Source organism: Streptomyces sp. NBC_00876 (genome assembly GCF_045207435.1).
Taxonomy (GTDB): Bacteria; Actinomycetota; Actinomycetes; order Streptomycetales; family Streptomycetaceae; genus Streptomyces.
The window spans coordinates 2,574,536-2,588,690 of sequence record NZ_CP108800.1; the positions used below are offsets into that span (position 1 = coordinate 2,574,536).

At 69.9% G+C, this 14,155-nt stretch carries 12 protein-coding genes; 6 read left to right on the forward strand and 6 right to left on the reverse strand.

What is annotated here, in order from left to right; all coding sequences use genetic code 11:
- Positions 1–334: 334 nt before the first annotated feature.
- Complete coding sequence (ppdK, locus tag OG782_RS11305; protein WP_406449885.1) at positions 335–3,046, reverse strand: pyruvate, phosphate dikinase; 2,712 nt, start codon at positions 3,044–3,046, stop codon at positions 335–337.
- Between the two features lie 551 nt (positions 3,047–3,597).
- Positions 3,598–4,746, reverse strand: coding sequence for a tRNA dihydrouridine synthase DusB (gene dusB, locus OG782_RS11310; RefSeq protein ID WP_406449887.1), 1,149 nt, complete (start codon positions 4,744–4,746; stop codon positions 3,598–3,600).
- Between the two features lie 143 nt (positions 4,747–4,889).
- On the opposite strand from dusB, the gene bla reads away from it, so the two are divergent.
- Positions 4,890–5,849, forward strand: a complete 960-nt coding sequence (gene bla / locus OG782_RS11315) for a class A beta-lactamase (RefSeq protein WP_406449889.1) — start codon at positions 4,890–4,892, stop codon at positions 5,847–5,849.
- Positions 5,850–5,864: 15 nt separating this feature from the next.
- The gene (locus OG782_RS11320; RefSeq protein ID WP_406449891.1) at positions 5,865–7,370 is read left to right on the forward strand and encodes an MFS transporter; all 1,506 of its coding nucleotides are present in this window, start codon (positions 5,865–5,867) and stop codon (positions 7,368–7,370) included.
- Between the two features lie 131 nt (positions 7,371–7,501).
- On the opposite strand, the gene OG782_RS11325 is transcribed toward OG782_RS11320, so the two are convergent.
- The 3 genes from OG782_RS11325 to OG782_RS11335 all read right to left on the reverse strand — a co-directional run bounded on the left by OG782_RS11325 (position 7,502) and on the right by OG782_RS11335 (position 9,683).
- The gene (locus OG782_RS11325) at positions 7,502–7,738 is read right to left on the reverse strand and encodes a DUF6243 family protein (protein WP_406449893.1); all 237 of its coding nucleotides are present in this window, start codon (positions 7,736–7,738) and stop codon (positions 7,502–7,504) included.
- Between the two features lie 265 nt (positions 7,739–8,003).
- The gene (locus tag OG782_RS11330; RefSeq protein WP_406449895.1) at positions 8,004–8,210 is read right to left on the reverse strand and encodes a hypothetical protein; all 207 of its coding nucleotides are present in this window, start codon (positions 8,208–8,210) and stop codon (positions 8,004–8,006) included.
- Positions 8,211–8,300: 90 nt separating this feature from the next.
- Positions 8,301–9,683: a glycine--tRNA ligase gene (locus tag OG782_RS11335; protein ID WP_406449897.1), complete on the reverse strand. Its 1,383-nt coding sequence runs from the start codon at positions 9,681–9,683 to the stop codon at positions 8,301–8,303.
- A 208-nt stretch (positions 9,684–9,891) separates the two neighbouring features.
- On the opposite strand from OG782_RS11335, the gene OG782_RS11340 reads away from it, so the two are divergent.
- The 4 genes from OG782_RS11340 to OG782_RS11355 all read left to right on the forward strand — a co-directional run bounded on the left by OG782_RS11340 (position 9,892) and on the right by OG782_RS11355 (position 13,247).
- A complete protein-coding gene (locus OG782_RS11340; protein ID WP_406449899.1) occupies positions 9,892–10,845 on the forward strand; it encodes a metal ABC transporter substrate-binding protein in 954 nt (317 codons plus the stop codon).
- Between the two features lie 223 nt (positions 10,846–11,068).
- Entirely contained in the window at positions 11,069–11,851 is a 783-nt protein-coding gene (locus OG782_RS11345) for a metal ABC transporter ATP-binding protein (protein ID WP_406449901.1), read from the forward strand.
- A gap of 2 nt (positions 11,852–11,853) precedes the next feature.
- Entirely contained in the window at positions 11,854–12,747 is an 894-nt protein-coding gene (locus OG782_RS11350) for a metal ABC transporter permease (protein WP_406458990.1), read from the forward strand.
- A 65-nt stretch (positions 12,748–12,812) separates the two neighbouring features.
- Positions 12,813–13,247, forward strand: coding sequence for a Fur family transcriptional regulator (locus OG782_RS11355; protein WP_406449903.1), 435 nt, complete (start codon positions 12,813–12,815; stop codon positions 13,245–13,247).
- Between the two features lie 34 nt (positions 13,248–13,281).
- Here the strand turns inward: OG782_RS11355 and OG782_RS11360 are convergent, their stop codons facing one another.
- Positions 13,282–14,115 (reverse strand): isoprenyl transferase, encoded by an 834-nt coding sequence (locus tag OG782_RS11360; protein WP_406449905.1) that lies wholly within the window; start codon positions 14,113–14,115, stop codon positions 13,282–13,284.
- Positions 14,116–14,155: the final 40 nt, after the last annotated feature.

The window sequence follows — 14,155 nt, forward strand, 5'->3', positions numbered from 1 at the left end:
TCCGCACTCGATGGGGGTAAGCCGGGTGCGGCCCATGGATGGGGATCCATGGGCCGCACCCCGGTCCGTTCCGGCTCATGTTCTTTGCGGATTAAACGAAGCAATGGAACACCGGGATCCATCGAAAGCGCTCACATACGCTCATCGGTCCCCCCGCATCGCGCCATCGGCCGATAAATGCCGACGGGCATGACAAGGCGGCGGCACCCCCGCACAGGGTGCCGCCGCCCGGGCCTCTCGAAAGGCCCTGTGAAATTCCGCGGCCGCCGCCGGTCCGGTGAGGGTCGCCCGCACCGGTGGCAGTTGCGGAATCAGTGATTCTGCTTCTGCCGCGTCAGCGGCTGTCGCTGCCCCGCGACTCCGCGGCCGCCCGGCCCGCCTCCAGGCGGGCCACCGGAATGCGGAACGGCGAGCAGGAGACGTAGTCCAGGCCCACCTCGTGGAAGAAGTGCACCGACTCGGGGTCGCCCCCGTGCTCGCCGCAGACGCCGAGCTTCAGGTCGGGCCGGGTGGCCTTGCCGGCCGCGACCGCACTGCGTACCAGCGAACCCACACCGTCCTTGTCGATCGTCTCGAACGGCGACACCCCGAAGATGCCCTTCTCCAGGTACGCGGTGAAGAACGAGGCCTCCACGTCGTCGCGGGAGAAGCCCCACACCGTCTGGGTCAGGTCGTTGGTGCCGAAGGAGAAGAACTCCGCGGCCTCGGCGATCTGGCCGGCGGTCAGCGCGGCGCGCGGCAGCTCGATCATCGTGCCGATCTTCAGCTTGAGGTTCGTGCCGGTGGCGGCCTGGACCTCGGCGATGACGCGGTCGGCCTCCTCGCGGACGATCTCCAGCTCCTGGACCGTGCCGACGAGCGGGATCATGATCTCGGCGCGCGGGTCGCCCTTGGCGTTCTTGCGCTCGGCCGCGGCCTCGGCGATCGCCCGTACCTGCATGGCGAACAGGCCGGGGATGACCAGCCCGAGCCGGACCCCGCGCAGACCGAGCATCGGGTTCTGCTCGTGGAGCTTGTGCACGGCCTGGAGCAGCCGCAGGTCGTTCTCGTTGGCGTCCTTGCGGGACTCGGCGAGCGCGACGCGGACGGAGAGCTCGGTGATGTCGGGCAGGAACTCGTGCAGCGGCGGGTCCAGCAGCCGTACGGTGACGGGCAGTCCGTCCATCGCCTCGAACAGCTCGATGAAGTCGGCCTTCTGGAGCGGCAGCAGCTGCTCCAGGGCCGTCTCGCGCTCCTGGTCGGTGTCGGCCAGGATCAGCTTCTCGACCATCTCGCGGCGCTCACCGAGGAACATGTGCTCGGTGCGGCACAGCCCGATGCCCTGGGCGCCGAAGCGGCGGGCCCGCAGCGCATCCTCGGCGTTGTCCGCGTTGGCCCGCACCCGCAGCCGGCGCACCCGGTCCGCGTACGCCATGATCCGGTGCACTGCGGCGACCAGCTCGTCGGCGTCATCGGCGCCCGCGTGCATCCGGCCCTCGAAGTACTCGACGACCGGGGACGGCACTACGGGGACCTCACCGAGGTACACCTTGCCGGTGGAGCCGTCCACGGAGACGATGTCGCCCTCCTCGACGACGGTCCCGCCGACGGTCAGCCGGCGCCGCTTGGTGTCGACCTCGATCTCCTCCGCGCCGCAGACACAGGTCTTGCCCATGCCGCGGGCGACGACGGCGGCGTGCGAGGTCTTGCCGCCGCGGGAGGTCAGGATGCCCTCGGCCGCGATCATGCCGTCGAGGTCGTCCGGGTTGGTCTCGCGGCGGATCAGGATGACCTTCTCGCCGGAACGGGACCACTTGACGGCGGTGTACGAGTCGAAGACCGCCTTGCCGACCGCCGCGCCCGGGGACGCGGCGATGCCGCGGCCGAGCAGCTGCGTCCTGGCGTCGTCGTCGAAGCGCGGGAACATCAGCTGCGCGAGCTGCGCGCCGTTGACCCGCTGCAGCGCCTCGGCCTCGTCGATGAGGCCCTGGTCGACGAGCTGGGTGGCGATCCGGAAGGCTGCGCCCGCGGTGCGCTTGCCGACCCGGGTCTGGAGCATCCACAGCCGGCCGCGCTCGATGGTGAACTCGATGTCGCAGAGGTCCTTGTAGTGGGTCTCCAGCTTCTCCATGATCGCGATCAGCTGGTCGTACGACTTCTTGTCGAGGGACTCCAGCTCGGCGAGCGGCACGGTGTTGCGGATACCCGCGACGACGTCCTCGCCCTGCGCGTTCTGGAGGTAGTCGCCGTACACACCGGCGTGGCCGCTGGCCGGGTCACGGGTGAACGCGACCCCCGTACCCGAGTCCGGGCCGAGGTTGCCGAAGACCATGGAGCAGACGTTGACGGCGGTGCCGAGGTCGCCGGGGATGCGCTCCTGGCGGCGGTAGAGCTTGGCCCGGTCGGTGTTCCACGAGTCGAAGACGGCCTTTATGGCCAGGTCCATCTGCTCGCGCGGGTCCTGCGGGAAGTCGCGTCCGGCGTCGCGCGTGACGATCTTCTTGAACTGCTTGACCAGCTTCTTCAGGTCGGCGGCGTCCAGATCCACGTCGACGGTGACGCCCTTGGCCTCCTTCGCGGCCTCCAGCGCCTCCTCGAAGTGGTCGCCGTCGACCCCCAGGACGGTCTTGCCGAACATCTGGATGAGGCGGCGGTAGGAGTCCCACGCGAACCGTTCGTCGCCGGCCTGGGCGACGAGACCGACGACGGAGGCGTCGGAGAGCCCGATGTTGAGGACCGTGTCCATCATTCCGGGCATCGAGAACTTGGCGCCCGAGCGGACGGAGACCAGCAGCGGGTCGTCGGCCTGGCCGAGCTTCTTGCCCATGTGGGTCTCGAGGGCTTCGAGGTGTGCACTCACCTCGTCGCGCAGCGCCGTCGGCTCCTCGCCGCTGTCGAGGTAGACCTTGCACGCCTCGGTGGTGATGGTGAAGCCCGGAGGGACGGGCAGCCCGAGATTGGTCATCTCGGCGAGGTTGGCGCCCTTCCCGCCGAGCAGGTCCTTCAGATCCTTGTTGCCCTCGGTGAAGTCGTAGACGAACTTCTGAAGGTCTTCGTTTTCCGACACGAGTCTCGACTCCTCGACGACGCGGTGGCTGCCCTGACGGCGAGGAACATACCCAGATCGAAGGTGTCTGGGTACGTCCACTTGCGCGTCATGCGGCCTCAACCACCCGTCCGCCAGCAGATCGAAAGTATCCCCGGGAGCGAGCCGATCAAGGGCATTCATTCAAGACTTGTACGCACGGATACGGAGAGCTCTAATCGGGCACAGATCCAGCGACGGTGAGTAGTGGAAGTGGTCGATCGATCAAAGTGAAGCCACCTGGCACCCAGTGCCATCATTTGAGAAGTGCAGCCCGTTTCTGTGCGCTCATGTGAGCGATACACCTCTCAAGGTGGCGAGAATCACGCCGGAAGCGCCGCTCAGATGTCACCATCCGGACGCCTTCCAGGTGGCTCCGGGTGTCCCATCGCTCACACAGGGGCACTCAAACACGCCTCGCGGATGCGCGAGACGCCACTTCCCGGCCCTGAAGGCCGATTCTCGCCGGATTTTGCGCTCAGATGAGCATTGATGCGGGGAGGGCACCCGGTGCCCTCCCCGTGGGCGGGCCGTCAGCCCCCGGACGTGTCCAGTTCCGCGTCCGCGCTGACGCCCGCGCAGTCGTACGGGTCCTTCAGCCAGCCGTCCGGGAGCACCACCCGGTTGTTGCCCGAGGTGCGTCCGCGCGGCCCGTCGGCGCCGTCCGGCCACGGCTGGTCCAGGTCCAGCTCGTGCAGCTGGGAGCCGAGCTCCTCCAGCGACGAGGTGATCGCGAGCTTCTTGCGCATCTCCGAGCCGACCGCGAAGCCCTTGAGGTACCAGGCCACGTGCTTGCGGAAATCGATCACACCGCGGGCCTCGTCACCGATCCACTCCCCCAGCAGCGTCGCGTGCCGCACCATGACGTCCGCGACAGTGCGCAGGGAGGGCGCCTGCCGGGTCTGCGTACCCTCGAACGCGCTCACCAGGTCGCCGAACAGCCAGGGACGGCCCAGGCAGCCGCGGCCCACGACCACGCCGTCGCAGCCGGTCTCGCGCATCATCCGCAGGGCGTCGTCCGCGCACCAGATGTCGCCGTTGCCGAGGACGGGGATCTCGGGGACATGCTCCTTGAGGCGGGCGATGGCGTCCCAGTCGGCGGTGCCGCCGTAGTGCTGGGCCGCCGTCCTGCCGTGCAGGGCGACGGCCGTGACGCCCTCCTCCACGGCGATCCGGCCGGCGTCGAGGTAGGTGGTGTGGTCGTCGTCGATGCCCTTGCGCATCTTGATGGTGACGGGCAGGTCACCGGCGTTGGAGACGGCCTGGTGGAGGATCGCGCGCAGCAGCGGCCTCTTGTACGGGAGCGCCGAGCCGCCGCCCTTGCGGGTGACCTTGGGGACCGGGCAGCCGAAGTTCAGGTCGATGTGGTCGGCGAGGTTCTCGTCGACGATCATGCGGACGGCCTTGCCGACCGTGACGGGGTCCACTCCGTACAGCTGGATGGAGCGCGGGGTCTCGCTCGCGTCGAACTGGATGAGGTGCATGGTCTTCTCGTTGCGCTCGACCAGGGCCCTCGTCGTGATCATCTCGCTGACGAACAGCCCCTTGCCGCCCGAGAACTCCCGGCACAGGGTGCGGAACGGCGCGTTGGTGATGCCTGCCATGGGGGCGAGGACCACCGGCGGCTGCACGGTGTGCGGGCCGATACGGAGCAGCGGGGGCGCGGGGGCGAGCGTGGTCATTGCCCCATTGTCGCGTACGACGGGAACTGCTCCGGTGGCCGTGTGCGGCCCGCCGGGCCGGGGCGCCCTGCCGCCCGTTGCCGTGCTCCGTCCGTAGCGTGGGGAAGGCAGCAGTGAGACAGCGAACGAAGGAGACGAGAATCATGAATCCCGCCGCACGCTTAGGGCCGGCCGTACCCAGGACCCCGGCGGACTCCGCCACCGCGCCGGACCCCACCCGCCGCGCCCTGCTCTCACTGGGCGGTGCGGGGGCCGCCGGTGCGCTGCTCGTGGCCGCGTCGGGGCCCGCCGCGGCGCGTACACCGCCGACCGCGGCCGTCCGGCTGCGTGAGCTGGAGCGGGTGCACGGCGCCCGGGTCGGCGCGTTCGCGTACAACCTGGCCACCGGGGTCCGCGTCCGTCACCGGGCCGGTGAACGCTTCCCCGTGCTCTCCACCTTCAAGACGCTCGCCGTGGCGGCCGTGCTGAGGGATCTGGACCGGGACGGCGAGGTGCTCGGCCGGCTCGTGCGGTACACGGAGGCGGACTGCGTCCCCGATTCCCCGGTCACCGGCACCCCGGAGCATCTGGCGAACGGGATGACCATCGCCCAGCTCTGCGACGCCGCGATCTGCGACAGCGACAACGCGGCGGCCAACCTGCTGCTGCGTGAGCTCGGCGGGCCGCGCGCGGTCACCCGTTTCTGCCGCTCGGCCGGCGACCCGGTGACCCGGCTGGACCGGTGGGAGCCCGAGCTCAATTCGGCCGAGCCCGGGCGGCGTACGGACACCACCACCCCGGCCGCGATCGCGCGGACCTACGCCCGCCTCGTGCTCGGGGACGTACTGGAGCCCCGCGACCGCGAGCGGCTGACCGGCTGGCTGCTGAACTGCCGGACCAGCGGGACCCGCTTCCGGGCCGGGCTGCCGCCGCGGTGGACGGTCGCGGACAAGACCGGCGGCGGCTCCTACGGCGGCTGCAACGACGTGGGCATCGCCTGGACGCCGGACGGGGTCCCCGTGGTGCTGGCGGTGCTGACGGCCAAGCCCGGTGCGGATTCGGCCGGGGATCACCCCCTGGTGGCCGGGGTGGCGAAGGTTCTGGCAGCGGAAGTCGTTAGTTAGCCGTACTATCCATGCATGCCCGAGCTCAGCCACCGGAGACGGATGCTCGTACTGGCGATCTGCTGCATGAGCCTCTTGATCGTCGGTCTCGACAACACCGTCCTCAACGTCGCCCTGCCCGCCATGCGCCAGGACCTGGACGCGAGCGTCGCGGGGATGCAATGGACGATCGACGCGTACACGCTCGTCCTCGCCTCCCTGCTGATGCTCGCGGGTTCCACCGCCGACCGGATCGGCCGGCGCAAGGTCTTCATGGCCGGACTCGTCCTGTTCACCCTGGGCTCGGCGCTCTGCTCGCTGGCGCCGAGCCTGGAGACGCTCATCGCCTTCCGGATGGTGCAGGCCGTCGGCGGCTCCATGCTCAATCCGGTGGCGATGTCGATCATCACCAACACCTTCACGGACCCGCGTGAGCGCGCGCGGGCGATCGGCGTCTGGGGCGGTGTCGTCGGTATCTCGATGGCCGCGGGACCGGTGGTGGGCGGCGCCCTGGTCGATTCGGTCGGCTGGCGGTCGATCTTCTGGATCAACCTGCCGGTCGGCATCGCCGCGCTGCTGCTGACCTGGCGCTGCGTCCCCGAGTCCCGTGCCCCCAAGGCCCGCCGCCCGGACCCGGTGGGCCAGCTGCTGGTGATCACGCTGCTGGGCTCGCTGACGTACGCGATCATCGAGGCGCCGCAGAAGGGGTGGACCTCGGCGGAGATCCTGTTCTTCGCCGCGCTCGCGGCGGCCTCGCTGACCGGCCTGCTGGTGTACGAGCCCCGGCGCGCCGACCCGCTGATCGATCTGCGGTTCTTCCGCAGCGCCCCGTTCAGCGGGGCCACCGTCATCGCGGTCAGCGCCTTCGCGGCGCTGGGCGGCTTCCTCTTCGTCAACACGCTCTATCTGCAGGACGTACGCGGGCTGAGCGCACTCGACGCCGGCCTCTGGACGCTGCCGATGGCGGCCGTGGTCTGTGTGCTGGCCCCCTTGTCGGGCCGCGTCGTCGCCGCCCGCGGTCCGCGCATCCCTCTGCTGGTGGCGGGCGTCGCGATGGCGCTGAGCGGGCTGATGTTCGCGGCGTTCGACGCGGAGAGCGACACGGCGTCAATGTTCACCGCGTACGTGCTGTTCGGCCTGGGCTTCGGCGCGGTCAACGCCCCCATCACCAACACCGCCGTCTCCGGGATGCCGCGCGCCCAGGCGGGCGTGGCCGCGGCGGTCGCCTCGACCAGCCGGCAGATCGGGCAGACGCTGGGCGTCGCGGTGATCGGGGCGGTCCTCGCGGCGGGGGTGGCCGGGGCGGGTTCCTCGTACGGCAGCGGCCCGGCGGGCGACTTCGTGGCGGCGAGCAGGCCCGCCTGGTGGATCATCACCGGCTGCGGGGTGTGCGTCCTGCTGGTCGGGGCGCTCAGCAGCGGACGGTGGGCCCGGGAGACCGCGCGCCGGACGGCGGAGCGGCTGGAGGAGTCCGAGGAGGCGTCCGCGCCGGCGGCGGGCGCGCCCGCGGGCCGGTCCTCGTCGGCGGGCACCAGGGCCTGAGGCGGTACGGGCGTGGGCCCGGGACACCTGAGGTGTTCCGGGCCCACGGTCGTACGGTGACGCGGCCCGCGTGCCGTCATCCGGTCTGTGCCGCCATCCGGGCCGCGCGGTCCGCTTGCCGCGGCGGGACGTCAGCTCCGGGCCGGGGTCTCCTGCTCCGCGGCATCCGGGGCGTCCTGCGCGGCGGTGTCCGGCTCGGCGGACCCGGCGCCGGTGCGCTCGCGCATCTTGCGCAGCAGCTCCTGCTTCTGCTCGGCGGCCGTCTTCCGGTCGGCGTTGCGCTCGGTGCCGGCGCCCTGCTGTTCGGCGCGGGACAGCTTCTTGCGCTGTCCGCCGACGCCGAGAAGGTTGTTACGGCTCTTGGCCACGGGGTTCTCCCATTCGTGGTGAAAGTGAGGTCTGAAACGACCTTGGATCGATCCGGCGGGCGGCGGGTGGTCGGACCCGCCGCGCTCTCACTCGTAGATCTGGAAGAACGAATACATACCGGAACGGTACCGCGCCCCGAGCGGCCCCTCACCCCGTTTTCCGCCCGGCCGGAGGCATCCTCGACACCCCGGCGGACGCGCCCCGGGTTCTTCCGTCCGGATCACGCCGGACCCCGCGAGCCCGGCATGATCCGAACGAGAGGCCCTACGCCACCGTCGGGTCGACCGTCGCCCGGTGCTCCTCGGCGAGATGTTCCTCGGCCTTGAGCCAGGGCAGGAACTGCACCGCCTTGCGCCAGTCGCAGGTGTCGCAGGCCAGCTGCCGCTGCACCCCCGACTTCCTTACGTGGACGATGTGTTCACGGCCGTGCTGGTCCCATCTGCTGACCTTGCTCGTGGTCATGGACGGCATCCTGGCCTCCTGTGGACGAGTGTGCCCAGTCTGCACGAAGCCCCCGGTTCCGTACGGGGAACCGGGGGCTTCGTTCAAGGGATACGACGGTCAGCAGCCGAGCAGCCGGGCGCCGAGGTAGGCCTGGATCTGGTCCAGGGAGACGCGCTCCTGCTTCATGGTGTCGCGCTCGCGCACCGTCACCGCGTTGTCGTCGAGGGTGTCGAAGTCGACGGTGACGCAGAACGGCGTACCGATCTCGTCCTGGCGACGGTAACGGCGGCCGATGGCGCCCGCGTCGTCGAACTCGATGTTCCAGTTCTGCCGCAGGTCGGCCGCGAGGCCCTTGGCCTTCGGCGAGAGCTGCGGGTTGCGGGACAGCGGCAGGACCGCGACCTTGACCGGGGCCAGGCGCGGGTCGAGGCGCATCACGGTGCGCTTCTCCATGACGCCCTTGGCGTTGGGCGCCTCGTCCTCGATGTAGGCGTCCAGCAGGAACGCCAGCATCGAACGGCCCACACCGGCCGCGGGCTCGATGACGTAGGGGGTCCAGCGCTCGCCGGCCTCCTGGTCGTAGAACTGCAGGTCGGTGCCGGAGGCCTTGGAGTGCGCCTTGAGGTCGTAGTCCGTGCGGTTGGCGACGCCCTCCAGCTCGCCCCACTCGCTGCCGCCGAAGCGGAAGCGGTACTCGATGTCAGCGGTGCGCTTGGAGTAGTGGGAGAGCTTCTCCTTCGGGTGCTCGAACCACCGCATGTTCTCCTCGCGGAGGCCCAGGCCGGTGTACCAGTTCCAGCGCTGCTCCATCCAGTACTCCTGCCACTGCTCGTCCTCGCCCGGCTTGACGAAGAACTCCATCTCCATCTGCTCGAACTCACGCGTGCGGAAGATGAAGTTGCCCGGAGTGATCTCGTTCCGGAAGGACTTGCCCATCTGCGCGATGCCGAACGGCGGCTTCTTGCGCGAGGTCTGCAGCACCTGGCCGAAGTTGGTGAAGATGCCCTGGGCGGTCTCGGGGCGCAGGTAGGCGACCGAGCCGGAGTCCTGGGTCGGGCCGAGGTGCGTGGAGAGCAGGCCGGAGAACTCCTTGGGCTCGGTGAAGGTGCCCTTGTTGCCGCAGTTGGGGCAGTTGAGGTCGGCGAGGCCGTTGACCGGCGGCTTGCCGTGCTTCTCCTCGTACGCCTCCTCCAGGTGGTCCGCGCGGTAGCGCTTGTGGCAGGAGGTGCACTCGGTCAGCGGGTCGGAGAACGTGGCGACGTGACCGGAGGCCACCCACACCTCGGGCGCCAGGATGACCGACGAGTCGAGTCCGACCACGTCCTCGCGCGAGGTGACCATGTAGCGCCACCACTGGCGCTTGAGGTTCTCCTTGAGCTCGACACCCAGCGGCCCGTAGTCCCAGGCGGCCCGCTGACCACCGTAGATCTCACTGCAGGGGTAGACGAAGCCACGGCGCTTGCTCAGGCTGACGATGGAGTCGATCTTGTCGGCGGCCACGGTGCTCTCTTCATTACGACGACGGAACTGGACAGGGGTGGCCCGAAGCGCCTCGGTGTGGGGTGGTGGTCGGGAGACGGGTGGGCGGATGCCTCAGATTACCGGCGGCTACGCCCCTTCGATCAAATCGGTAGGGGGGTAGTGCGCCCCGAGGGCATCTCATCAGCCTTGTTGACAATCGTTTCCACTTTTGTTGAAAATGACTGTCATGAACGTACGCCGCCTCATACCCACCGCCGCCGTCGCCGGAGCCGTCGTCCTCGGCCTCACGGCCCTCTCCGCCTGTTCGACGTCCGACGCGGCCGGCAGGAGCGGCGACAAGCTGGACGTGGTGGCGTCGTTCTACCCGATGCAGTTCCTGGCCGAGCAGATAGGCGGGAGCCATGTCTCCGTGTCCACGCTGACCAAGCCGGGCATGGAGCCGCACGACCTGGAGCTCAGCCCCCGGCAGATCGGCAGCCTCAGCAGCGCGGACCTGATCGTGTACCTCCGCGGTATCCAGCCCGCCGTCGACGACGCGATCAAGCTCTCCGAGTCGCAGCACACCGTCGACGCCGCGAAGCTCACCACGCTGGAGGACCACGGCACCGAGGCCGGCGGCGAGGAGCACGCCCACGAGCACGAGGGCGACGAGGCCGGCGCCGACCCGCACATCTGGCTGGACCCGGTGAAGTACGCCCAGGTCGCCAAGGGGGTGGGTGCGTCCCTGGAGAAGACCGACCCGGACCACGCCGCGGACTACCGCAAGAACACCGACGCCCTGGTCACGAAGCTCGGCGCGCTCGACACCGCGTTCGAGAAGGGGCTGAAGACCACCGCGACCAGGACGTTCATCACCACCCACTCCGCCTTCGGGTACCTGGCCGAACGCTACGGCCTCACGCAGGAGGGCATCGCCGGCATCGACCCCGAGGCCGAGCCCAGCCCCGCCCGGATCAGCGCCCTGCACTCGATCGCGGAGGAGAAGAAGGTCACCACCGTCTTCTTCGAGACGCTCGCCAGCGACAGGGCGGCGAAGACCGTCGCCCGGGACACCGGCCTGAGGACGGACGTCCTGGACCCGCTGGAGGGAATCACCGGCAGCTCCAAGGGCGACGACTACATCGAGGTCATGGAGTCCAACCTCGCCGCGCTGCAGAAGGCACTAAGGGCTGTCCCGTAATCCCTGGCGGGCGCACGACGACAGCTACGGCACCTCGCCGCGTTGTCGGAACACCCGAATACATCCAGTATGCGGGCGCCCCTCCGCCTTGCGATGCACCGCATCTGACGCCGCGCGCCGATCCACCAGGGACCACGGGACAGCCCTTAGGCGCGAAGTGAGCGAGACGAGCAGGGCGAACGAGACGACCGACCCGAACCGCGCGGCTGCACCGGAGGCGCTCATGACCGAGCCACAGAGCAACACCCCAGAACCCGTGATCGTCCTGCGCGACGCCACGGCCACCCTCGGAGCACGCCCCGTGCTGCGCGGCATCGACCTGACCGTGCACCGCGGCGAGGTCGTCGCCCTGCTCGGCGCCAACGGTTCCGGCAAGTCGACCGCCGTGCGCTCCGTCATCGGCCAGGTCCCGCTGGGCAGCGGCAGCGTCGAGCTCTTCGGCACCCCGCTGCGCCGCTTCCGCGACTGGGCGCGGGTCGGCTACGTACCTCAGCGCACCACGGCCGCAGGCGGTGTGCCGGCCACGATCCGCGAGGTCGTCTCCTCCGGCCGGCTGTCCCGGACCAGGCTGGGCCTGCCCCGCAAGGCCGACCGGGCCGCCGTCGACCGGGCCATCGAGCTCGTCGGCCTCACCGACCGGGCGAAGGACTCGGTGAGCGCCCTGTCCGGCGGCCAGCACCAGCGCGTACTCATCGCCCGCGCGCTCGCCGCCGAACCCGAGCTGCTGATCATGGACGAGCCGATGGCCGGCGTCGACCTGGCCAGCCAGGAGATCCTCGCCGAGACTCTGCGCGAGCAGGTCGCGGCCGGCACCACGGTGCTGCTCGTCCTGCACGAACTCGGCCCGCTGGAGCCGCTGATCGACCGGGCGGTCGTGCTGCGCGACGGCTGCGTGATGCACGACGGGCCACCCCCGAAGGCACTCGGGCAGCACGCGCTGCCCGGCCACGACCACGTACACCCCCACGCGGCTTCCGAGCCCGTCCGGACGGGACTGCTGAGCTGATGATGGAATTCCTCACCCCTCCCTTCATGCAGCGGGCGCTGATCGCCGCCGTGCTGGTCGGCGTCATCGCCCCCGCCGTCGGCATCTACCTGGTGCAGCGCCGGCAGGCCCTGATGGGCGACGGCATCGGCCACATCGCGATGACCGGCGTCGGCCTCGGCTTCCTGCTCTCCACCAGCCCGGTCTGGATGGCCACCGCCGTCGCCGTCGCGGGCGCGGTCGTCATGGAACTGATCCGCTGGTACGGACGCACCCGCGGCGACATCGCGCTGGCGATGCTCTTCTACGGCGGCATGGCGGGCGGTGTCCTGCTGATCAACCTCTCCGACACCGGCTCCAACGCCAACCTCACCTCGTACCTCTTCGGCTCGCTGTCCACGGTCTCCTCCGAGGACATCACCGCGATCGCCCTGCTGGCGGCGTTCGTGCTGCTGGTGACGGTGGGGCTGCGGCGGCAGCTGTTCGCCGTCAGCCAGGACGAGGAGTTCGCCCGGGTCACCGGGCTGCCGGTGCGCGTGCTGAACCTGCTGATCGCTGTCACCGCCGCGGTGACCGTCACCGTCGCGATGCGCGTCGTCGGGCTGCTGCTGGTCAGCGCCCTGATGGTGGTCCCGGTCGCCGCCGCGCAGCAGATCACCCGGTCCTTCAAGGTGACGTTCGTGCTGTCGGTCGCCATCGGGGTCGCGGTGACCCTGGCCGGCACCGTGACCTCCTACTACCAGGACGTCCCGCCCGGCGCGACGATCGTGCTGCTGGCCATCGCGGCGTTCGTCGCCCTGACGCTGCTCGCCGCCCCACTGGCCAGAAGCCGTGCCCGGCGGCGCGAAACGGCGGACGACCGGTGCACCCTTGAGGTACCGGCCACCCGCCCGGCCACGGACGACGTCCACGTCTGACCGCAGGGCCGGTGCGGACTGGCACAATGGCCCGACCAACGTACGGGCGACACGAGGAGGCTCCTGTGGCGACGGCGCCGATCAGTGGAACGAACGCGGCCCCGGTACGCGGCCGCTCGACCCGCCAGCGGACGGCAGTGGCCGCGGCGCTCGACGAGGTGGACGAGTTCCGCAGCGCCCAGGAGCTGCACGACGTGCTCAAGCACCGGGGTGACTCGGTCGGGCTGACCACCGTCTACCGCACCCTGCAGTCCCTCGCGGACGCGGGCGAGGTCGATGTGCTGCGCACCACCGAGGGCGAATCCGTCTACCGGCGGTGCTCGACCGGCGACCACCACCACCATCTCGTCTGCCGCATGTGCGGCAAGGCCGTCGAGGTCGAGGGCCCGGCGGTGGAGCAGTGGGCGGAGACCATCGCGGCGCAGCACGGCTTCGTGAACGTGGCGCACACGGTGGAGGTCTTCGGCACCTGCGCGGAGTGCGCGAGCCCGCAGGAGTGAGCCCCGGGGGCGCGCCGCCCCCGGGACCCGCCGGTCAGCTCCCCGAGGTGTCCGAAGCGGCTGCCGCCGCCTCCACCGCACCGCCGAAGCGCCGGTCGCGCTGGGCGAACTCCAGGCAGGCCCGCCACAGGTCGCGCCGGTCGAAGTCGGGCCACAGCACGTCCTGGAACACCATCTCGGCGTACGCGCTCTGCCAGATCAGGTAGTTGGAGGTGCGCTGTTCGCCGCTGGGGCGCACGAACAGGTCGACGTCCGGCATGTCCGGGTAGTAGATGTACTTCGCGAACGTCTTCTCGTTGACCTTCGACGGGTCGAGCTTCCCGGCCGCGACGTCCTCGGCGATCCGCTGCGCGGCGTCCGCGATCTCGGCCCGGCCGCCGTAGTTGACGCAGAAGTACAGCGTCATCTTGTCATTGTCCTTGGTCTGCTCCTGGGCGACCTGGAGCTCCTGGACGACGGACTTCCACAGCTTCGGCATACGGCCGACCCAGCGGATCCGGATGCCGAGTTCGTCCATCTCGTCACGGCGGCGGCGGATGACGTCCCGGTTGAAGTTCATGAGGAACTTCACCTCGTCCGGGGACCGCTTCCAGTTCTCCGTGGAGAACGCGTACAGCGAGAGGTTCTTGACGCCCATCTCGATGCAGCCCTTGAGCACGTCCATGACGACGCCCTCGCCGACCTTGTGGCCCTCGGTGCGCGGCAGACCGCGCTCCTTGGCCCAGCGGCCGTTGCCGTCCATCACCACGGCGACGTGCTTGGGCACCAGCTCACCGGGGATCTTCGGGGGCACGGCACCGGACGGGTGCGGCTCCGGGGTCTTGTAGTCGCGCCGGTTACGGCCACCGAAAATCCCAGATACTGCCATGAACTGTCTCGCTCCCTGTGCCTGATCTGCGTGCCTGATC